The sequence below is a fragment of the Azospirillum sp. A26 genome, assembly GCF_042604635.1.
Classification (GTDB): domain Bacteria; phylum Pseudomonadota; class Alphaproteobacteria; order Azospirillales; family Azospirillaceae; genus Azospirillum; species Azospirillum palustre.
Map to the genome: position 1 here is coordinate 379,600 of NZ_CP170473.1, position 21,010 is coordinate 400,609.

The 21,010-nt window shown below is 69.1% G+C and carries 17 protein-coding genes; 7 read left to right on the top strand and 10 right to left on the bottom strand.

What is annotated here, in order from left to right; genetic code table 11:
- Positions 1–78: 78 nt before the first annotated feature.
- Positions 79–1,092: a LacI family DNA-binding transcriptional regulator gene (locus tag ABNQ39_RS16265; RefSeq protein ID WP_376961659.1), complete on the bottom strand. Its 1,014-nt coding sequence runs from the start codon at positions 1,090–1,092 to the stop codon at positions 79–81.
- Between ABNQ39_RS16265 and ABNQ39_RS16270 the strand changes: the two genes are divergently transcribed.
- The 5 genes from ABNQ39_RS16270 (at position 1,091) to ABNQ39_RS16290 (ending at position 7,180) form a co-directional block, all read left to right on the top strand.
- Complete coding sequence (locus ABNQ39_RS16270; protein ID WP_376961661.1) at positions 1,091–1,282, top strand: hypothetical protein; 192 nt, start codon at positions 1,091–1,093, stop codon at positions 1,280–1,282. The two genes, ABNQ39_RS16265 and ABNQ39_RS16270, sit on opposite strands and share 2 nt — an antisense overlap.
- 69 nt (positions 1,283–1,351) lie before the next feature.
- Positions 1,352–3,892: a phosphoenolpyruvate--protein phosphotransferase gene (gene ptsP / locus ABNQ39_RS16275; RefSeq protein ID WP_376961663.1), complete on the top strand. Its 2,541-nt coding sequence runs from the start codon at positions 1,352–1,354 to the stop codon at positions 3,890–3,892.
- Complete coding sequence (pfkB, locus tag ABNQ39_RS16280; protein WP_376961665.1) at positions 3,889–4,857, top strand: 1-phosphofructokinase; 969 nt, start codon at positions 3,889–3,891, stop codon at positions 4,855–4,857. Before ptsP ends, pfkB begins: the two co-directional genes overlap by 4 nt.
- Positions 4,858–4,926: 69 nt before the next feature.
- On the top strand, positions 4,927–6,705 hold the full coding sequence (locus tag ABNQ39_RS16285; RefSeq protein WP_376961667.1) for a fructose-specific PTS transporter subunit EIIC: 1,779 nt from the start codon (positions 4,927–4,929) through the stop codon (positions 6,703–6,705).
- Positions 6,706–6,862: 157 nt separating this feature from the next.
- Positions 6,863–7,180: a hypothetical protein gene (locus tag ABNQ39_RS16290; RefSeq protein WP_109049076.1), complete on the top strand. Its 318-nt coding sequence runs from the start codon at positions 6,863–6,865 to the stop codon at positions 7,178–7,180.
- A 6-nt stretch (positions 7,181–7,186) separates the two neighbouring features.
- Here ABNQ39_RS16290 and ABNQ39_RS16295 read toward each other — a convergent pair whose 3' ends face one another.
- A complete protein-coding gene (locus ABNQ39_RS16295) occupies positions 7,187–8,092 on the bottom strand; it encodes a LysR substrate-binding domain-containing protein (protein ID WP_376961669.1) in 906 nt (301 codons plus the stop codon).
- 180 nt (positions 8,093–8,272) lie between these two features.
- Between ABNQ39_RS16295 and ABNQ39_RS16300 the strand changes: the two genes are divergently transcribed.
- Both ABNQ39_RS16300 and fghA read left to right on the top strand, forming a co-directional pair.
- On the top strand, positions 8,273–9,391 hold the full coding sequence (locus tag ABNQ39_RS16300; protein WP_376961671.1) for an S-(hydroxymethyl)glutathione dehydrogenase/class III alcohol dehydrogenase: 1,119 nt from the start codon (positions 8,273–8,275) through the stop codon (positions 9,389–9,391).
- Between the two features lie 84 nt (positions 9,392–9,475).
- Entirely contained in the window at positions 9,476–10,327 is an 852-nt protein-coding gene (fghA, locus tag ABNQ39_RS16305; protein WP_376961673.1) for an S-formylglutathione hydrolase, read from the top strand.
- Between the two features lie 48 nt (positions 10,328–10,375).
- Here the strand turns inward: fghA and ABNQ39_RS16310 are convergent, their stop codons facing one another.
- The 8 genes from ABNQ39_RS16310 to ABNQ39_RS16345 form a co-directional block, all read right to left on the bottom strand.
- Complete coding sequence (locus tag ABNQ39_RS16310) at positions 10,376–11,536, bottom strand: DUF1513 domain-containing protein (protein WP_376961675.1); 1,161 nt, start codon at positions 11,534–11,536, stop codon at positions 10,376–10,378.
- Between the two features lie 2 nt (positions 11,537–11,538).
- Positions 11,539–12,654: an imelysin family protein gene (locus ABNQ39_RS16315; RefSeq protein ID WP_376961677.1), complete on the bottom strand. Its 1,116-nt coding sequence runs from the start codon at positions 12,652–12,654 to the stop codon at positions 11,539–11,541.
- Between the two features lie 49 nt (positions 12,655–12,703).
- Positions 12,704–13,990 carry a di-heme oxidoredictase family protein gene (locus tag ABNQ39_RS16320; protein WP_376961679.1) on the bottom strand — a complete coding sequence of 429 codons (1,287 nt, stop codon included), beginning with the start codon at positions 13,988–13,990 and terminating at the stop codon, positions 12,704–12,706.
- On the bottom strand, positions 13,983–15,467 hold the full coding sequence (locus tag ABNQ39_RS16325; RefSeq protein ID WP_376961681.1) for a multicopper oxidase family protein: 1,485 nt from the start codon (positions 15,465–15,467) through the stop codon (positions 13,983–13,985). Before ABNQ39_RS16325 ends, ABNQ39_RS16320 begins: the two co-directional genes overlap by 8 nt.
- A 140-nt stretch (positions 15,468–15,607) precedes the next feature.
- Positions 15,608–16,882, bottom strand: coding sequence for an imelysin family protein (locus ABNQ39_RS16330; RefSeq protein ID WP_376961683.1), 1,275 nt, complete (start codon positions 16,880–16,882; stop codon positions 15,608–15,610).
- A 191-nt stretch (positions 16,883–17,073) separates the two neighbouring features.
- The gene (locus ABNQ39_RS16335) at positions 17,074–18,219 is read right to left on the bottom strand and encodes a trans-sulfuration enzyme family protein (RefSeq protein WP_376961685.1); all 1,146 of its coding nucleotides are present in this window, start codon (positions 18,217–18,219) and stop codon (positions 17,074–17,076) included.
- A gap of 87 nt (positions 18,220–18,306) precedes the next feature.
- The gene (locus tag ABNQ39_RS16340; protein WP_376961687.1) at positions 18,307–19,287 is read right to left on the bottom strand and encodes an AbrB family transcriptional regulator; all 981 of its coding nucleotides are present in this window, start codon (positions 19,285–19,287) and stop codon (positions 18,307–18,309) included.
- A gap of 252 nt (positions 19,288–19,539) precedes the next feature.
- A complete protein-coding gene (locus tag ABNQ39_RS16345) occupies positions 19,540–20,901 on the bottom strand; it encodes a methyl-accepting chemotaxis protein (protein ID WP_376961689.1) in 1,362 nt (453 codons plus the stop codon).
- Between the last annotated feature and the right edge of the window lie 109 nt (positions 20,902–21,010).

Below are 21,010 nucleotides of genomic sequence, written 5' to 3' on the forward strand. Positions count from 1 at the left end.
GGAGGGGAGGGGGAGGCGCCGTTGCGCCCCGCCGCATGGCGTCGTCGGACCGCCGCCTGACGCCATTGATGGGTGTCTTCAGTCGGCCGCGGCCATCCGCGCGGCGGTCGAGCCGCGCACGATGCAGGTGCCGCCGAGGATGAGGCGGCGGCTGGGACGGTCCGGCGCCTCCAGCCGTTCGAACAGCAGGGCCATGGCGGACTGGCCGATGTCCTGAACCGGCTGTTCGATGACGGTCAGGCCGGGACCGACCAGTTCCGTCCAGGGTTCGTTGTCGAAGCCGGCGACCGCCAGCCCGTCGGGAATCGGCAGATGGAGCCGGCGGGCGGCCTTGACCACGCCCATCAGGAACAGGCTGTTGCTGACGATAAAGGCCTCCGGCCGCTCGCGCTCCGCCATCCACGCCACCACGGCCTCTTCCGCCGCATCGGCATGGGGGGCGAGAAAGCGGGCCGCCGGGACGAGGCCGCGGGCGGTCATTGCGGCGCGGTAGCCCTCATGACGCTCCTGCCCGGTGGTGCTGGTGTTGCCGAACAGGCCGGCAATGCGGCGATAGCCCTGGGCATGCAGATGCTCCACCAGCATCGCCGCGGCACGCGGGTTGTCGAGGACCACGGCATCGTGACGGCCGGTCGGTGCGTTGCGGTCGATCAGCACGACGGGGAAATCGAGATCCAGCCCGTCCAGCCGGTCGAGCGTCGCCCGGGTCGGGGCGAAGATCAGGCCGGTGATCCGCTCCTCCTGCATCAGGCGGAGATACAGCTCCTCCCGTTCGGGATTCTCGTCGCTGTTGCACAGGATCACGCGCATGCCGGCACGGTAGGCCGCATCCTCCACCGCGCGGCTGACGGCGGTGAAGAAGGGGTTGCGGATGTCGGACACCACCAGCCCGATGGTCTGCGAATGCTGCGAGCGCAGCCGCCGCGCCGACAGGTTGGGGCGGTAGCCGGTGGCGCGCACCGCATCCTCCACCCGCCTGCGCAGGGCGTCGCTGACCGGACCGTTGCTCAGCACGCGTGACACGGTGGCGACCGATACGCCGGCGGCCAGGGCCACGTCCTTGATACCGGCGGTTTTTCCCGAGACGCTCATGTCCAGACCGATCGTGTGGAGGGATGCCCCGATTGGGGAGGGGACCTTAGCCGCATGGGCCGACGATGACCAGGGCGGGGAATTTTCTGAAAACGTTTCCATCAGTCTCGGCAAAACATCCTTTATTTTTGTCCGCCTGACAAGCCGTTCATCCAGAAAAGTCCATATGCTGCAACGCAACAAGCGTTGACAGCCGGACTGTAATCGTTTTCACTTGGTTCAACAGCACAAACAAAAGCCCGCGGAGGATACGGTCGCCATGCTCACCGACACGCACCCCTTGAGCCTTCCCCCCGATCTGATCCGCCTCGGTGCCGCTCCGGCGGGCAAGGAGGCGGCGATCCGTGAGGCGGCGCAGCTGCTGATCGCCGCGGGCTGCATCGATCCCGCCTATGCCGACAGCATGATCCGGCGCGAAACGGTGGCGAACACCTTCCTCGGCCATGGCGTCGCCATCCCGCACGGCATGGTGGACGACCGCAATCTGGTCCGCCGCAACGGCATCGCAATTTTGCAGGTGCCGGACGGCGTGGTGTGGAATGACGGGCAGACCGCCCGGCTCGTCGTCGCCATCGCCGCCCAGTCCGACGCCCACATCGCCATCCTGCGCCGCCTTACCCGCCTGATGCAGGACGAGGCGCGGCTGGCTGCCCTGTTCACCACCGGCAACCCCGCCGACCTCGTTGCCGCGCTGTCCGACGAGACCGCATCGCCGGCCCCCTCCGCCGCCGATGTTGGCGATCTTGCCGAGAGCTTCGAGTGGGTGGTCGATTATCCAACCGGCCTGCATGCCCGCCCAGCCGCCGCCTGGGTCGAGAGCGCCCGTGCCGCGTCCGGCCGGGTCCGCGTCCGTCACGGCGAAGAGAGCGCCGACGGCAAGACGCTGGTGGCGCTGCTGCAATTGGGCCTGCGTCCGGGCGACCGCATCACCGTGTCCGCCGACGGGCCAGACGCCCGCGCGGTGCTGAACCGGCTGCGCGCCACCATCACCGGCCTCAGCGCGCGGGAAAAGGCGGATGCCGCCGCCGCGGCGCGCAAGGCGAAGGCTGTGGTGCAGGGCTGGACCCCGCCGGCCGCCGGAACGAATGGCGGCCGCGAGATGCCCGCGATTGCCGGCATCGGCGCCAGCCCGGGCCTGACCATCGGTCCGGTGCACGTGATGCCAAAGGCCGACCTGACCGTTCCCGACCGTCCCGCTCCGCTGCTGGAGGGCGGCAACCGCCTGCACGAGGCGCTGAACCTGACGCGCCAGCAGTTGAAGGCGCTGGCCGACGACACCGCCCGCCGGCTGGGACCGGCCGAGGCCGGCATTTTCGCCGCCCAGGCCGAGCTGCTGAACGACACCGACGTGATCACGCTGGCCTGCCAGCTGATGGTCGAGGGACATGGTCCCGGCTGGTCCTGGAACGAGGCGGTGGAGCGCAGTGCCGCCAGGCTCGCCGCCAACCCGAATCCGGTGCTGGCCGGCCGCGCCGCCGATTTGCGCGATGTCGGCCGCCGGGTGCTGACCCGCATCGATCCGGACCTGCGCGGCGGCTCGATCCGCGACCTGCCGGACACCCCCTGCATCCTGGTCGCCGACGACCTGTCGCCGTCCGACACCGCCGCCCTCGACATGGGCCGCGTCATCGGTCTGGCGACGGCGCAGGGCGGCCCGACCTCCCACACCGCCATCCTGGCGCGCACGCTGGGCCTGCCGGCGATGGTCGCCGGCGGTGCCGCGCTGACCGGGCTCGCCAACGGCACCACCGCCATCCTCGACGGCCAGTCCGGCCGCCTCTATCTGGAGCCCTCCGAGGCCGACCTCGCCGCCGCCCATGGCTGGATCGAGGAGCAGCGCGTCAGGAAGGCCCAGCAGGAGGAGCGGCGCAGCCTGCCCGCCCGCACCCGCGACGGCCACACGGTGGAGATCGGCGCCAACGTCAACCGTCCCGATCAGGTGGCGATGGCCCTGTCGCAGGGCGGCGAGGGCGTCGGCCTGATGCGCACCGAGTTCCTGTTCCTGGAACGCGGCGATGCGCCGAGCGAGGAGGAGCAGTACGAGACCTACCGTGCCATGCTGGAGGCGCTGGATGGCCGTCCGCTGATCGTCCGCGCGCTCGACATCGGCGGCGACAAGCAGGTGCCGCATCTGCAACTGCCGCATGAGGAGAATCCCTTCCTCGGCGTGCGCGGCGCCCGCCTGCTGCTCCGCCATCCCGAACTGCTGGAGCCGCAGCTGCGCGCGCTCTACCGCGCCGCGAAGGAAGCGAAGCCGGGCGCGCTGCTGATCATGTTCCCGATGATCACCACGCTGCGCGAGATCGAGACGCTGCGTGCCGTCTGCGACCGCATCCGGGCCGAGCTGGACGCTCCGGCGGTGCCGCTGGGCATCATGGTCGAGGTGCCGGCCGCCGCCATCCAGGCCGACGTGCTGGCCCGCCATGTCGATTTCTTCTCCATCGGCACCAACGACCTGACGCAATACGCGCTGGCCATCGACCGCCAGCATCCCGAACTGGCGGCGGAGGCCGACAGCCTGCACCCGTCGGTGCTGCGCCTGATCCGCCTGACGGTGGAAGGGGCGGAAAAGCATGGCCGTTGGGTCGGCGTCTGCGGCGGCATCGCCGGCGATCCGTTCGGCGCCGCCTTGCTGGCCGGTCTCGGCGTGCGCGAGCTGTCGATGACCCCGCGCGACATCCCCGGCGTCAAGGACAAGCTGCGCGACAGCGACCTCGCCGGCCTGCGGGCGCTGGCCCAGCGCGCGCTGGATTGCGAATCCTCCGACGAGGTGCGGGCGCTGGAGGGGGAAGCGTCATGAGCGGTCAGCCGAAGACGGCCCGGTCCGTCGTCACCGTCACGCTGAATCCGGCCATCGACCAGACCATCACGGTCGAGGCTTTGAAGCCCGGCAGCGTCCATCGCGCCAAGGCGGTCCGCCACAATGCCGGCGGCAAGGGCGTGAATGTCGCCAGCTGCCTCGCCGACTGGGGGACGCCGGTGACCGCCACCGGCCTGCTCGGCACCGGCAACGCCGCGCCGTTCGAGGCGCTGTTCCAGGACAAGGGCATCGCCGATGCCTTCATCCGCTTGCCGGGCGAGACGCGGGTCAACATCAAGATCGCCGACCTCGCGGCCAACGATACGACCGACATCAACCTGCCGGGCCTGAGCGCCGATGCGGGCGCCGTCGGCCGCGTCCGCGAGACCGTGCTGAGGCTGGTGGAGCCGGGCACGCCGGTGCTTCTGGCCGGCAGCCTGCCGGAAGGCTTGCCCGCCGACGCCTACGCCGCCCTGACCGCCGATCTGGCGGCGGCCGGCGCCCGCGTCGTGCTGGACAGCAGCGGGGCGCCGCTGGCGGCGGCGCTGGCCTCCACCGGTGCGTTGCCCCACTGCATCAAGCCCAACCGGCATGAGCTGGAGGATTGGGCCGGCCGGCCTCTGCCGACGACCGCCGACCTGCTCGATGCGGCCCGCGATCTGCATCGCTGCGGCGTGTCGGTGGTGGTGGTGTCGCTGGGGGCGGACGGCGCGCTGTTCGTCGATGGCGCCCGCGCCCTGCACGGCCGGCTGCCGCCGGTCCAGGCGCTCAGCACCGTCGGGGCGGGCGACGCCATGGTGGCCGGGCTGATCGCCGCCTTTCAGCAGGATGGTGGTTTGGAGGATGTCGCCCGGCTCTCGGTGGCCTTCGCCGCCGCCAAGCTCGGCTGCTTCGGCCCCAACCTGCCCGATCCGGCGACGGTGCGGTCGCTCGCCGCCCAGGTGGCCCTGACCCCAATCGACTGAGATTTCCGAGATATCGGACTGAAATCAACGCAGTGACAGGCGCGGGCTTGAACCCGCCAGGAGGAAACAATGGCGACCCTGTTGGCCGTGATCGCGGCGGGCGATCTTACCACCCAGGCCGTTCTGGCGGCCGAGGCCCTGCGCAAGGCGGCGGCGAAGGCCGGTCACCGCATCCAGGTGGAGATTCGCACCAGCCTCGGCATCCAGTCTCCGCTCGACGCCGCGGCACCGTCCACGGCTGACGGGTTGATCCTGGTCGGCAGCGGCGACTTCGACGACGGGCGCTTCGCCGCGCTGAAGCGCAGCACCGCCTCGCTCGACGAGGTGCTGGGCAATCCCGCCGCCGTGCTGGATAAGGCGCTGTCCTCCGCCGCGTCCACGGCTGCACCCGCCGGGGCCGGCCCGCGCCGGATCGTCGCCATCACCTCCTGCCCGACTGGCATCGCCCACACCTTCATGGCGGCCGAAGGCATCCAGCAGGCGGCGACCGCGCTGGGCCACAAGGTCCGGGTGGAGACCCAGGGCTCCGTCGGTGCGCGCGACACGCTGACCGACGAGGAGATCCGCGAGGCCGACGTCGTGCTGATCGCCGCCGACACCCAGATCGACCTGTCCCGCTTCACCGGCAAGCGGGTGTTCCTCAGCGGCACCAAGCCCGCCATCAATGACGGCAAGGCCCTGGTCAACCGTGCCCTGGCCGAGGCGAAGACGCATGGCGCCGCCGGTGGCGCGACCCCGCTGGCCGATGCCGTCGCCGCCGGCAAGGCCGAGCGCTCGGCCCAGCGCACCGGCCCCTACAAGCATCTGATGACCGGCGTGTCCTTCATGCTGCCGTTCGTGGTGACGGGCGGCCTGCTGATCGCTCTGGCCTTCGCGCTGGGCGGCATCTACGTCTACGAGGAATCCAACGCCGGCACGTTGGGCTATGCCCTGTTCCAGATCGGTGCCAAGGGTGCCTTCGCCCTGATGGTGCCGGCGCTGGCCGGCTACATCGCCTACTCCATCGCCGATCGCCCCGGCATCGCTCCCGGCATGGTGGGCGGCATGCTGGCCGGCAGCATCGGTGCCGGCTTCCTCGGCGGCATCGTCGCCGGCTTCATCGCTGGATACGGCACCGCCTTCCTTAACCGGCACATCAAGCTGCACCGCAACCTGGAAGGGTTGAAGCCGGTGCTGATCCTGCCGCTGCTGGGCTCGCTGCTGACCGGCCTGCTGATGATCTACGTCGTCGGCACCCCGGTCGCCGAGGCGCTGGCCTGGATGAGCGCCTGGCTGAAGGGCATGCAGGGCAGCAGCGCCATTCTGCTCGGCCTGCTGATCGGGGCGATGATGGCCTTCGACATGGGCGGTCCGGTCAACAAGGCGGCCTACGCCTTCTCCACCGGCCTGATCGCCTCCCAGGTCTACACCCCGATGGCCGCCGCCATGGCCGCCGGCATGGTGCCGCCGCTGGGTCTGGCGCTCGCCACCAAATTGTTCGCCGACCGCTTCACCGCGGAGGAGCGCGAGGCCGGCAATGCCGCCGCTGTCCTGGGCATCGCCTTCATCACCGAAGGCGCCATTCCCTTCGCCGCCCGCGATCCGCTGCGCGTCATCCCGGCGCTGATGCTGGGCGGTGCGCTGACCGGCGCGATGTCGATGGCGGTGGGTGCGGAGCTGAAGGTGCCCCATGGCGGCGTCTTCGTCCTGCCGATCCCCAACGCGGTGACGCATCTGCTCGGCTATGTCGTGGCCCTGGTGGTCGGCACGGTGGTGACCGCCGTCGCCCTTCGCATCCTGAAGAAGCCGGTCGCCGCCACTGTTGCGGCGCCGAAGCAGGCGGTCCAGCAGGCCGGCGCGCACGCCTGACCGTCATCCCTTTCTTCTCGGGCGTCCTCCCGAAACTGGCCCCTCTCCGCATCCGCGGGGAGGGGCCTTTCTTTTTCTATCTATCCGAAGAATCCGCGCCAGCTTTCGCGGCGCCGCCCGTGGGATCGGTCATGACATCGCCTGGAGTGACCGATCCATGCTCGACGAAAAGCCCGATGTGATGCTGGGCAACATGCTGCTGCATGTGAACCTGCTGGCGCTTGGCACGCTGATGACCAAGATGATGGCGGAGATGTTCCGCAAGGACGAGGATCCGGCCGGCAAGGCGGATGAATGGCTGCGCCTGTTCGAGGCGACCGCCGCGCAGATGACCTTCGCCAACGAGACGCCGGAGTGGAGCGACCTGACGGCCCAGGAGTTCCGCGACGTGCTGATGCAGCATATCCACCGCGCCCGCGCCATGGCGCTTGGGGAGGACTGCGACCCGCGCGCCTATCTGCGCCATCATGGTTGAGAGCGGTCACCGGTACTCCTGCCGGCGCGCCAGACCGTCCTTCAGGTGCCGGATCGCCGCGTGAACCTTGGCCGGCACGTGCCGTTTCTGCGGATAGACCGCCCACACCGCCGTGTTGGGCGGCCGGTGGCGGTCCAGCAGGGACACCAGCCGACCCTCGGCCACCGGGTCGCGCACATAATAATCCGGCAACTGGCACAGCCCGAATCCGCGCAGTGCCGCGTCCAGCACCGAGAAGCCGCTGTTGCAGCGCCAACGGCCCCGTGGACGGAACAGCCAGTCCTGGCCGTTGTCGTCGAACAGCCAATGGTCGGACGTGCCGATCAGGCACTGGTGGCTGCCGAGGCTGGTCAGGCTGTCCGGACTGCCGTGGCGTTCCAGATAGGACGGGGCGGCGCACAGATGCATCACCCGCGGGGCGATGCGCGTCGCCACCAGGCTCGATTCGCTGAGGCGGCCGAGCCGGATCGCCAGATCGTAGCCTTCCTGCACCAGATCGAGCTGCCGGTTGGTCAGTTCCACCTCGATGCTCAGCTGCGGATGGCGCTCCATCAGGTCGTTGATCAGCGGCATGATGAACTGCTCGCCATAGGCGGTGGCGCAGGTCATGCGCAGCACCCCCTTCACGTCGCTGTCGCTGCCGCCCTGCAAGGCGCCCACCGCCAGGAAGGCGTCTTCACGCTGCTCCGCCAGCCGCTGGCAGCGGGCCAGGAAGGCGCGTCCGCTCTCGGTCAGGCTGACCTTGCGGGTGGTGCGGTAGAACAGGCGGGCCTGCAACCGGTCCTCCAGCCGGGCCACGCTGCGGCTGACATGGGAGGAGGAGACGCGCAGCCGTTCCGCCGCGCGGGAAAAGCTGCCGGTTTCGGCCACCGCCACGAATTCGTCGATGCCGTCCCAGCCGCTCACGGTCATTCTCCCAGGGCCTTCCGGCCATTATCCCCACACGGCAAAAATCTATTCCCGAAATCGCCGTTCTGGCAATGGCCGGTCGCGGTCTACACTGCGGAAATCAAATGCCAATCCTCATTGGCAAACCCGCCTGCGGGGGAAACCCGTTCTCGGGACCAATCCGACTTGGGGAAGGAAACCCACATGGTTCTGTCGCGCGCCGCCGTCGCCTGGGAAGCCAACCGTCCGCTGGAGATCGAAGAGGTCGAGGTCGCGGCCCCCAAGGCCGGCGAGGTGATGGTCCGCATCGTCGCCACCGGTGTCTGCCACACCGACGCCTACACGCTGTCCGGCAAGGATTCCGAAGGCGTCTTCCCCTGCATCCTCGGCCATGAGGGCGGCGGCGTGGTGGTGGAGGTCGGTCCGGGCGTCACGTCGGTGGCGGTCGGCGACCACGTCATCCCGCTCTACACGCCGGAATGCGGCAAGTGCAAATTCTGCCTGTCCGGCAAGACCAACCTGTGCCAGGCGATCCGCGCCACCCAGGGCAAAGGCCTGATGCCGGATGGCACCAGCCGTTTCTCGCTGAAGGGCAAGGAGATCGCCCACTACATGGGCACCTCGACCTTCTCCGAATACACGGTGCTGCCGGAGATCGCGCTCGCCAAGATCAACAAGGCGGCGCCGCTCGAAAAGGTCTGCTTGCTGGGCTGCGGCGTCACCACCGGCATGGGTGCGGTGATGAACACCGCGAAGGTGGAGCAGGGTTCGACCGTCGCCATCTTCGGCCTGGGCGGCATCGGCCTGTCGGCCATCATCGGCGCCACCATGGCGAAGGCCAGCCGCATCATCGGCGTCGACATCAACCCGTCGAAGTTCGAGATCGCCAAGCAGCTCGGCGCCACCGACGTCATCAACCCGATGGACTATGACCGCCCGATCCAGGAAGTGCTGGTCGAGCTGACCGACGGCGGCGTCGATTACAGCTTCGAGTGCATCGGCAATGTGAAGATCATGCGCGCCGCCCTGGAATGCTGCCACAAGGGCTGGGGCGAGTCGGTCATCATCGGCGTCGCCGGCGCCGGCGAGGAGATCGCCACCCGTCCGTTCCAGCTGGTCACCGGCCGCGTCTGGCGCGGCTCCGCCTTCGGCGGCGTCAAGGGCCGGTCGGAGCTGCCGGAGTATGTGGAGCGTTACCTGCGTGGCGAGTTCGAGCTGGACACCTTCATCACCCACACCATGGGGCTGGAGGACATCAACCACGCCTTCGACCTGATGCATGAGGGCAAGAGCATCCGCTCGGTCATCCTGTACAACCAGTGAGGTGACGGCGGCTCTTTCCCTCGCTCCCTTTGCCGGGACCGGGGGAGGGAGCCTTCCGGCCATCGTTTTTCAAAAGGCGTTTCCATGACCGATCCCCTCACCACCCTGTCGGAAACCCGCGTCTTCGGCGGCCGGTTGAAGCGGTTGCGGCACCAGTCCGCGGCGGTGGATTGCGAGATGACCTTCGCGATCTTCCTGCCGCCGCAGGTGGAGTCCGGTGCCGCGGTGCCGGTGTTCTATTGGCTGTCGGGACTGACCTGCACCGACGAGAACTTCACCCAGAAGGCCGGCGCCTTCCGCGTCGCGGCGGAGCTTGGCCTCGCCATCGTCGCCCCCGACACCAGCCCGCGCGGGGAGGGGGTGCCCGGTGACCCCGACAATTCCTGGGACTTCGGGCTCGGCGCCGGATTTTACGTCGATGCGACCGAGGAACCGTGGGCACGCCATTACCGGATGCACGAGTATGTGACGCGGGAATTGCCGGCGCTGATCGAGGCGAATTATCCGGTCAGCGACAAGCGGTCGGTCGCCGGCCATTCGATGGGCGGGCATGGCGCGCTGGTCTGCGCGCTGAAGCATCCGGGCTTCTACAAAGCGGTGTCGGCCTTCGCCCCCATCGTCAACCCGGCGGCGGTGCCCTGGGGCGAGAAGGCCTTCGGCCGCTATCTCGGCCCCGACCGCGACCGCTGGCTGGCGTGGGACGCCTGCGCACTGATCGGGACCGCCAGCGAACGGCTGCCGATCCTGATCGACCAGGGCGACCGCGACGGCTTCCTCGAAGCACAGCTGAAGCCGGAGGCGCTGGTCGCCGCGGCGGAGGCGGTCGGTCATCCGGTGACGCTGCGGATGCAGCCGGGCTACGACCACAGCTATTTCTTCATCAGCACCTTCATCGAGGACCATCTGCGCCACCATGCGGCGGCGCTGCTGGGGTGAGATACCGAAGCGGGGGACACAAGATGTCCCCCGCTTCGACGCTTCGTGTCAGGCCACCCGCCGCGTCAGGTGGTTGTCCCACCGGAAGGCCGGCGCCTTGCGCTCCGGTCCCGCCTCGGCGTTCGCCGAGACCGGCTCGATCACGCCAAGCCCGCTGGTCGCCAGATAGCCGTCGCCGTTGGGCGCCAGACCGCAGCCGTCGGCCAGCGCGGTGGAGCCCAGCCATGCCCCGCTCGCCGCATCCCACAGCCCGATGATCCCGCCCATCGGTGAGCTGGCCGCCACCGTTCTGCCGTCCGACGCGACGCTGCCGATATAGCCCTGCATGCGCGACAGCACATCCTCCGGCGTATCGAACAGGCGGATCGCGCCGCTGCCGGGACGGTGGGCGCCGGTCAGCGGCTGGAGCATGCCGATGGGCCGCTCGTCCTGGACACCGAAGGCGATCCCGCCAGCATTTTCGCCATCGTCGAGCAGGGCGATGTGGCGCATGCCGAGGTTGGCGTGCTCTTCCGGCAGCCGCACCTTGTCGAGCAGTTTGCCTGTCACCGCCTCGACATAGGTCAGCGAGCTGTCCATGCTGTCGAGGTTCAGCTTGGCCCGGCCGGTGTCGGGGTGGGTGATGACGCCGCCATTCGCGACCGCCAGCGTCGTGCCGTCGCGCATCAGGATAAGCTCGTGCGGTCCCAGTCCGTGGGTCGGGATGGCACCGATGCGGTGGTAATTGTCGGTGGCGTCATAGACACCGATGGCGCCCTCTTCGCGCGGAACATCGTCCTCGGCGACGAAGAGGGTACGCCCGTCGGCGGAATAGTCGCCATGGCCAGTGAAGCGGCGGTCGTCCGGCGCGCGCACCACCGGGCCGGGGGTGCCGTCGGCCAGCGACAGCGTCTGGAACCAGCGGCCGGGGCGGCGGGCGAAGACAGCGGCCTCCGCCATGCCGGGCCGGGGCATAATGCCGTGGGCGCGGCCGGGGGTGGCGGTGGTGAACAGCACCTTGCCGGTGCGGTCGAGCGCGGCGACGCCAAAGCTCGGCTCCGCCCCGGCGGTGGCATAGGCGTTGAGGTAGAGCGTGCCGGCTTCGGCGGCATGGGCCTTGCCCGTCAGCACGGCCAGCAGTCCGCCCGACAGGCCGGCGCCCGACAGCACACGTCCCCCGAAAACCCACCCGGCCAGCATGCTCAGGATGTTCCTGCGGTCGACCGCCATCGTCAGTCTCCGTCCAGTTCGTTGAAGCCCAGCGTGATGTCCAGCAGTGGCGCCAGCGTGCCCAGCATCTCCACCCGCGCTGCCTTGACCAGCCGCAGCGCGCTCTCGGTCTTCTTGCGGGTGGCGGGGTCGGTCACCGCCTTGTTCAGCGGGCCGGGGATCGCCTCGATAGTGCTGATCGCGGCGGCGAAGCTCTCGTCGATTGCCTGCTTGGCGGTGGCGCCGTCGTCGTTGGCGGGCAGCAGCGAAACGAAGCCAGGACCGCCATGCTCGCCCATCAGCAGGGCGCGCAGCCCCTCCAGGTTCAGCACGACATTGCGCAGCGACCGGCCGCTGCGCAGCGCCTCCACCACCGTCGGCTTGGCATCCTCGATGCTCGCGCCGAGCGGGGCCATCAGCTTCTGGTCGATCACCACCTGCATCGCGGTGATGGCGGAGGCATAGAGCGTGTTCACGGCTTCGGACGCGGTCGGACCGAGCACGGTCGCCTGACCGGCGGCGAGCGGCGCCTCCAGCTCCTTCCACCCGTCGCGCGCATCGGTGGCGATGGCGGCGACGTTGCGGGCGGCGGCGGCGGCGAGTTTGGCGCGATACAGCTTGGCATCGCTGCCGGTGAAGCCGTCGGCGGTGACGCCCTCGTCGAACAGCAGCCGCTCCAGCACGGTCAGCCCCTGGACGGCCGCACTCTGGCGGGCCAGCGCGCCGGGCTCCAGCAGCTTGGGGTCATGGTCGCGCAGGATCTGGCCGATCTGGCGCTGAACCACGCCGGGCCGTTCCGGCCAGAACGACATGCGGTCGGCCCGCAGATTCATGGTCAGCGGGCCCGGGCGCAGATGCTGCACGGCGGCCCAACCGTCGGTCACCTTGAAATGGGCGGCGCGCGCCTCCTCAAGCCCGGCGGCGGTAGGGCCGGCGGCGAAGCGGTCGAGCGTATCGGCATAGGCGGTGGCCACCGTCACCAGCGCATCGAAGCGGGGCAGGGCATGGGTGCGGACCATGCCGCCCAGGAAGGCGGCATCCTTGTCCGGCTGGCGGGCGGCGAAGGCCGGCGTCCGCGGCAGCAGGGCCGCCACGGCGGCGGCGGCCGACATCAGTCCGAGCACTATGCGGCGTCGCATACGATCAATCCCTTCTGCCTGTGACGTGGAGCGAACCCCCGCCCTTCCTTTACAAACCCAGCACGTAACGCACCAGACGTTTCCGGTCCTCGCCCGGCAGAGACGTGAAGCGGTCCTTCGCTGCTTCCGCCTCGCCGCCATGCCACAGGATCGCCTCGGTAACGCTGCGGGCGCGGCCGTCATGCAGAAGCGACAGCTGCCCATCCTTGGCCGCCAGCCGGTTCAGACCCCACAGCGGCGTGGTGCGCCAGTCCGATCCGTTCGCCTCGCCCATCGGTAGCCGGTCGCCCAGCCGGGGGCCGAGGTCGTGGAGAAGCATGTCGCTGTGCGGGAAGATGTCGCGGTTGGACAGCGACGGATGCTCGGCATCCTCCCCCGTGCGCCAGGACGGGCGGTGGCAGGCGGCACAGCCGGTGTCGGCGAACAGGGCGGTGCCAGCCTTATCCTTCGGCGCCTCCAGGCTGCCGTCGGGCGGCAGGTCGCGCAGGTAGCCATCGATCAGACCGATGACGGTGCTGGGGATCTCGAGCCCCTCGAATTGCTTGGAATCGCCGTGCGGCGCATTGCGGCAGACGGTCTGTGCCGGGGTGCAGTCGCCCCAGGGCTTGGGGAAGGCCGGGGTCGACATGCCGATGTCGAGGCTGAAGGCCTCCGCATCCTGGTGGTCCAGGGTGGGATGCATCGCCTTCCAGCCGAAACGGCCGACCTGCCGCTCGCCGTCCACCGTCACATAATTCACCCGGCCGGCGGCCGGACCGCCGGAGGCCGCCTGCCTGGCGGCTTCGGCTTCGATGGCGTCGGCCGGGATGCGGTCGAGCAGGCCCATGCCATGGACGCGCGGGGGCACGCGGGCGGACATCACCGTCGCTTCGGCCAGCGGGCCATAGCCGAGATCCTCGACCACCAGCGTCGGGTGGCGCAGCCGGACGGTCTCGCCGTCGGGGAAGCGGACCGTCTCCTCGCGGTAGGCGACGCGGGGGCGGCCTTCGACCAGCTGGCCCGGAATGGCGTTGGACTGGATCTGCCGGCCATAGACCGGATCGGCGTTCAGCTTGATCGCATAGCCGACGCCCTGGTCGTCCTTCACCGCCGGATCGGGCGGCCGGCCACCGGCGCCACGCGGATGGCAGGTGGCGCAGGAGCGCGCGTTGTAGAGCGGACCGAGCCCGTCCGCCGCCTGCGTCGCGGTGGGAGCGGCGACCCACATGCGGCGGAACAGCGCCTCGCCGATGCGGTTGTCGAGGCTGTCGGCAGCCTGGGCGGCGAAAGGGGCAATCTGCGTGGCAAGGAGCAGCGCAGCCGCCAGAGCATTGCGGATATTGATAAAATCAGGCAACGCGGATGTATCCCATCATGCCGGTGTCCTGATGTTCGATGATGTGGCAGTGGAACATCCAGTCGCCGGGATTGTCGGCCTTGATGGCAACGCGCAGCCGTTCCTTCGGCTCCAGCAGCACCGTGTCGGCATGGTGGGGCACCACCTTGCGGGCGTCGGAGGACAGCACCTTGAAGGTGTAGCCGTGGATGTGGATCGGGTGCAGGTGCGGCGTCAGGTTGGCCAGCTCGAAGATGTAGCTCCGGCCCTTCTCCAGCGTGACCAGCGGCGGCGGCAGGCGCTCGTGCCCGCCCTCCGGCCAGCTCTGCTGGTTGATCGCCCAGAAGGTCTTCGCCGACAGGCACAGCGCGTCGGCATAGGGCAGGCCGGGCAGGGCCGCCGCGTCGAAGCTCTGCGCCACCGCGGTGGCGGAGAAGGCCATCGGGATGATCGGCGCGTCCTTCAAATCCAGCTCCGGAATGGCGGAGGCGGGCAGGGCGCGCGGCTTGAAGCGCTTGTTGGGCAGGCTCGGTCCGACGGCGCGGAAGGTGGCGAGCGGCCGGGGTTCCGCCGAATAGACGTTGGTCAGCCGCAGGGTCTGGCCGGCCTTGGCGGGCGCACGGAACAGCACGTCGATGCGCATGGCCGGCCCCATCGGCCAGCCGTCCAGCGGGCGGGGCGGCAGCGGGTTGCCGTCGACCGCGATGATCCAGGCCTCGGCCCCCTCCACCCGCAGATCGACCACGCGGGTGCTGTCGATGTTGTAGAGGCGGGCGCGGATGTCGCCGTTGGCGGGGACCTCGATCACCGGCTCGATGGCGCCATTGACGGTCGAGACGCTGCCGAAGGTGCCGGCGCGGGAAGCACCGCGGTCGGTCATGAAGGTGCCGAAGCTGCCGGTCTTGTCCAGCTGCCAGTCCTTGAGCAGACAGACGATGTCGGCATCGACCTTCGGCGCGTCCGGCTCCTCGACGATCAGCACGCCGGCAAGGCCGCGGCCCAGCAGCTCCACCGTGTTGCAGTGGGGATGGAAGAAGAAGGACCCGGCATCGGGCGGGGTGAATTCATAGACGTGGCGCTCGCCCGGCTTGGTCGGCGGCTGGGTCAAATAGGGCACACCGTCTTCAAGGTTCGGCAGGCGGATGCCGTGCCAGTGGATCGAGGTGTGCTCGTCCAGCCCGTTCACCAGGGTGGCGCGCAGCCGCTGGCCCTTGCGCATGCGGATGATCGGGCCGGGAAAGCTGTCGGCATAGGTGATCAGCGGCGACAGCCCGGCCGGTTCCGGTAGGATGCGCAGCATACGCTGCCTGGCGACCAGCTCGACCTCGACCAGCTCGCCGGCGGCAGTGACCGGCGTCGGGCCGGCGAGACCAGCTTTCAGTGCACCGGCATCGGGGGCGGCAAGGCCGGTTCCGCCCAGCGCCGTCGCCGCGACGGCGGCACCCCCGGCGCGCAGGAGGGTGCGACGGGACAGGGCGGAGGCGGGGCGATGCGGCATGACGGCGGTCCAAAAAACTTCAGGCAGGAAAGGGCCGGCTCCGGTCCCTTCGCCATCCCCGGCCGGGTCGGCCCGGAAGGGAAGCTCGGGGGAAACGGTCCTGCGCGGGAGGGCGCGGGACCGGAGCCGGGCAGGCGTGCTTACTTGCCGACCTTCGACGGGTCGTCGAGGCTGTCGGAGCCCTTGACCTCGACCGAGACGCCCAGCGCGGCGACGGCGCCTTCCAGCGCCTTCTTCTGGGCGACGAGGCCGTCGATGCCGGCGGACACCAGCTTGTTGCCTTCGTCGTTGTCGGCGGCGATCATCTGGTCGTAGGCCATCTTTCCGCTGTCGGCGGTGTCCTTGATCGCCTGCATCGCCTTCATGGTGTTGGCCAGGGCGGTCTTGACCGCGGCGTCGGCGTCGGCGGACTTGGCGGCGACCAGCTGCGACAGCGAGGCACCCGAGACGGTCTTGCCGTCAGTGCGCTTGTAGCTGCCGTTGTAGACGTTCACCATGCCGACTTCGTCGTAATAGTGCGAGTTGTGGGTGTTGTCGGAGAAGCAGTCATGCTCCTCTTCCGGATCGTGCAGCATGAGGCCGAGCTTCATGCGCTCGCCCGCCAGCTCGCCATAGCTCAACGATCCTAGGCCGGTCAGCATGCGGCCGACGCCTTCGCTCTCCGGCGCCTTGGCGATGGAGGCGCGGGCCTTGCCCTTGGCGGCCCAATCGGCGGTCATTTCCGACAGGTCGTCGACCAGCATCTGGGTGGCGACCTTCAGATACTGGACGCGGCGGTCGCAATGGCTGTTGGTGCAGTCCTTGCCCTTGCCGTAGTCGGTGGCCTTGCGCTCACCGGCCCCCGGGCCGGTGCCGTGCAGATCCTGGCCCCACAGCAGGAATTCGATGGCGTGGTAGCCGGTGGCGACGTTCGCCTCGACCTTGCCGGCGCCATGCAGCTTGTCGGTCAGCAGATCCTTGGTGATCTTGGATGCGTTGATGGTCTTGCCGCCGGCCGTGATCTTCGGGTTGGCGATGACGTTCGCCTTGGCGTAGGGGTTGCTCTCGCCACCGGCATAGCCCTCGTCGACATAGTCGATCAGACCCTCGTCCAGCGGCCAGGCATTCACCTTGCCTTCCCATTCGTCGACGATCGGGTTGCCGAAGCGGAAGGCTTCCGTCTGCATGTACGGAACGCGGGCGGCCTTCCAGGCGTCGCGCGCCTTCGCCAGATTGTCCTCGGTCGGGTTGGCGACCAGGGCGTCCACCGCCTTCTTCAGCGCCTTGGCGCCGTTGGTGGCGTCCTCATAGGCGGCATGGGCGATGTCGGCGTAGTTCTTCGCCACGTCCTTGTAGGCCGGACCGGCAGCCTGGGCACCGTACGGCAGCAGGGCAACGACGGCTACGGCGGCAAAGCCGGCAGCGCGCTTCGACATGGAGGTCTCCTCGAACGTCGGTGGTCGGTAATGACAGCAAGTGCGACTTATTCTCAGCGAATAACGTCGCGAATCATTCTCACTGTCAAGCCCTATCCGCGTTGGGGGTACTCGGAAATGCGCTGGCTCCGCCGTGCCGCGTCGATATGTCCCGCCGCCCTGTCCCGCGGGCGGCGGGAGATGGACGGTCCTCAGCCCTGTCCAAGCGCCTGTGACAGATCCTCATAGAGGTCGTCCGGCGACTCCAGCCCGACCGACAGGCGCAGCAGATCGCCCGGCACAGGCGAACTCGGCCCTTCGATGCTGGCGCGATGCTCGATCAGGCTCTCCACCCCGCCGAGCGAGGTGGCGCGGCGCCAGATTTCGACGCGGGCGGCGGTGTCGATGGCCGCCTGGGTGCCGCCCTTCACGCGGACGGACAGCATGCCGCCATAGCCGCCTGTCATCTGGCGCGATGCGATGCCATGGCCGGGGAAGCCGGGCAGGCCGGGATAGAGCACCTCGGCCACCCGCGGATGGGCGGACAGCCGCTCCGCCAGGGTCATGGCGGCGTCGCTCTGCCAGCGGACGCGGGCGAACAGGGTGCGCAGGCCACGCTGCAGCAGCCATGCCTCGAAGCTGCCGAGGATGCCGCCCTGCTGGGTCTGCACCGCCTTGATACGGCCCCAGAATTCGTCCTTGCGGGCGGCGGTCAGGGTGCCGGCGACGACGTCGGAATGGCCGTTGAGGTACTTGGTTGCCGAATGCATGACGATGTCGGCGCCCAGTTCCAGCGGCCGGGTGAGCACCGGGGTGGCGACCGTGCTGTCCACCGCCAGCCAGGCCCCCGCCTCGTGCGCCAGTTCGGCGACGGCGGCGATGTCGGTGACGGTCCACAGCGGGTTGGCCGGGGTTTCCACCCACACCAGCCGGGTCTGGCCGGGACGGAGCGCCGCACGCACCGCATCGGTGTCGCTGGTGTCGACGCCTTCGACCTTCAGCCCCCAGCGGGTTGCGGGGCCATGGACCCAGTTGCGGAAGGCCCAATACATCACGTCGGGCACAATCACATGGTCGCCGGGGTCCAACGCCTGAAACACTGCGGTCGCCGCCGCCATGCCGGAGGCGAACAGCAGCGTGTCGGTGCCCTTCTCCAGTTCGGTGATGGTCCTAGCCGGAATGTCGAAGGTCGGGTTGTCGGCGCGGGCATAGACCCGGCCGCGGCCATAGCCGTTGTCGGGGTCGCGGACATAGGTGGTGGACGGGTGGATCGGCGGGATGACCGCGCCGCTGGCCGCATCCTCAAAGCCCAGGGCGCCGGCGGCGATGGTTTCGGGACGGTGGGGACGGTCGGTCATTGCCGGGGCACTCCGGGATCGGTCATGAAAGGGGGGTAACAAGGATACGTCCGCCCGACGCCGGGGCGCAATGGCGCCACGCAGCTGTCAGGCGTAGCGTGCGATCAGACGGGCCAGCGGCGGCCCCGACAGCACCACCACGAAAAGCCTCAGGGTTTGCAGGGCCAGCACCAGCGGCAGATCCACCCCGCTGCCCAGCGCGATCACCACCACCGAATCGAGCCCTCCGGGGCTGGTGGCGAGGAAGGCGGTCAGCGGGTCGGTCGGCAGCAGGGTGACCAGCACCCAGGCCGACAGGCTGCACAGGGCGATCATCAGCCCGGTCGACAGCAGCATCTGCGGCACGGCGCGCAGGGCGTGGCTCAGCACCTCGCGGGTGAAGCGCAGGCCGATGCTCCAGCCGATGACGGTGTAGGTGATGGTCAGCAACGCATGCGGCAGTTGCAGGGTCACGCCCGCACCGGTCTGGACCAGCGCGCCCAGCACCATCGGCACCAAGAGGGCGCCGGAGGGAATGCGGAAACGGTGGCCGATCCAGCCGCCCGCCGCGGCGACCAGCAGCGTCGCCGCCAGCCCCCGCAGGTCCAGCGCCTCCACCGGGGCCACCGGGATGGCGGAGCCCTGCGAACCGGCGGTCAGCGCATGCGTCACCAGCGAGGCGCTGAGCACCACCAGGACGACGCGCAGATACTGCATCACCGCGACCAGCCGGACGTCCGCGCCATAGTCGCCGGCCATGGCGACCATGGCGGAGGCCGCACCCGGCGACACGCCCCAGGCCGCGGTGGTGCCGGGCAGGCTGCCATAGCGGACGAACAGCCAGCCGACGATGCCGCTGACCAGCACCGTCAGCCCGACGGTTCCCAGCATCAGCGGCCAGTTTTGCGCGATGGACAGCAGGATCGACGAGGTGACGGCATGGGCGACGAGGCAGCCGATGATCGCCTGCGCCATGGTGAAGCCCGAGGCCGGAACGCGGATGGTGGCGCCGCCGACGCCCAGCGCGATGGCGCCGATCATCGGCCCGATCAGCCATGCCGCCGGCAGCCCGGCCGCATCGAGACCCATCGTCGCTGCCGCGGACAGGGCGAGCAGTCCCGCCCATTGTGCGACCGTCCGCAGGCTGAGCCACGATCCGTCGCCATTCCTGGGGCCATTCCCTGGGCCGTTCCCGCCGCCATCCCTTGCGCTGACCACGAAACCATACCTGTACGAATGATTTGCGACCGCCCCATGCTGCCCGCCGCCGCCCCCGTCCGTCCAGCGGGCGAGGGGGCGCGGCAGCCATGCGCGGCGGATCGGCGAATCCAGATCGGCGGATCAGCGGGCGGCGCGGATGCTGGTCAGGAAATCGCCGACGCCGCGGTTCAGCTCGTCCGCCTGCCGGTGCAGCAGTCCGGCGGCGGCCAGCACCTCCTGCGCGATGCCGCCGGTCTCCGACGAGGACTGCGTGACCTCGCCGATGGAACCGGTGACCCGGCGGGTGCCGACCGCGACCTCCTGCACGTTCCGGGTGATCTCCTGCGTCGCGGCGGTCTGCTGCTCCACCGTCGCGGCGACCGTGGTGACGATCTCGTTGATGTGGATGATGGTGCGCCCCACGGCATGGATCGCGTCGGCGGCTTGGCCGGCAGCATTCTGCATGCCTGCGATCTGGCTGGAGATGTCCTCCGTCGCCTTGGCGGTCTGGTTGGCGAGGCTCTTCACCTCGCTGGCGACGACGGCAAAGCCCTTGCCCGCTTCTCCCGCCCGTGCCGCCTCGATGGTGGCGTTCAGAGCCAGCAGGTTGGTCTGGCTGGCGATGTTGTTGATCAGGTTGACCACGTCGCCGATGCGCTGGGCCGCGTCCACCAGACCGCTGACGGTTCCCTTGGTCCGTTCCGCCTCACCGACGGCGGAGGTGGAGATGCGGGAGGATTCGTTGACGTGCCGGCTGATGTCGGTGATGGAACTGGCGAGCTGTTCGGTCGCCGCGGCCACCGTCTGCATGCTGGACGAGGCGAATTCCGTCTCCGACGCGACATCGGCGGAGCGGCGGCTGGTGCTGGTGGCGATCTGCGACATGCGCTGGGCATGGGCCTGCATCTGGTTGGAGGCGGCGACCGTGCCCTCCACGATGCTCTTCACGCTGTCTTCGAAAGTGCCGGCGAGCCGGTCGAGGGTGGCGCGCTTGCTCTCCTCCTCCGCCACCCGATAGGTCTCCAGCAGCAGTTCGATGTCGAACCACGCGATCTTGTTCAGCGTCTCCAGCTGAGCCGTCCGGTTGCGGCGGGCCGCGGCGCCGAACAGGTCGGCCCTCAGCCCTTCTTCGCCACCGGTGAGTCCCAGTTCGCGGGCGATGTTGGAACTGACGATGTAATGGCAGATCGACACCGCATAAGCGGGGACGCCGTTCTCATAGAAAAGGGTCGCAAGCCGTTTCGCGGAGTCGCCGAAGCCGGCATCGATCCGACCGGATACGGCCCGCATCCAATGATCCAGGCGGGCGGCATGCACGTCGGGACGTTGCAGCGCCGCCTGAATCTCCGGCCATGCATCGAAATGCCGGTGCCACTCGGTCAGCAATGCGGGAAGACGCTGCTCCGCGAACTCCCGGTTGCCCTTTAACCGGTTCAGATCGTCGTGGGTGATCGAGAAGGTGGAAAGTCTCTTCGCCTGCACATCTGTCAGTTCGACGGTCATCTTCTGGACGATCCTCGGTTCCGGGGCCACACATGGATCGTTCTACGTCAGGAATGCTCTTCTGGATCGCACATCGACGGCAACTCACTACCCCATTTTCATCATACCC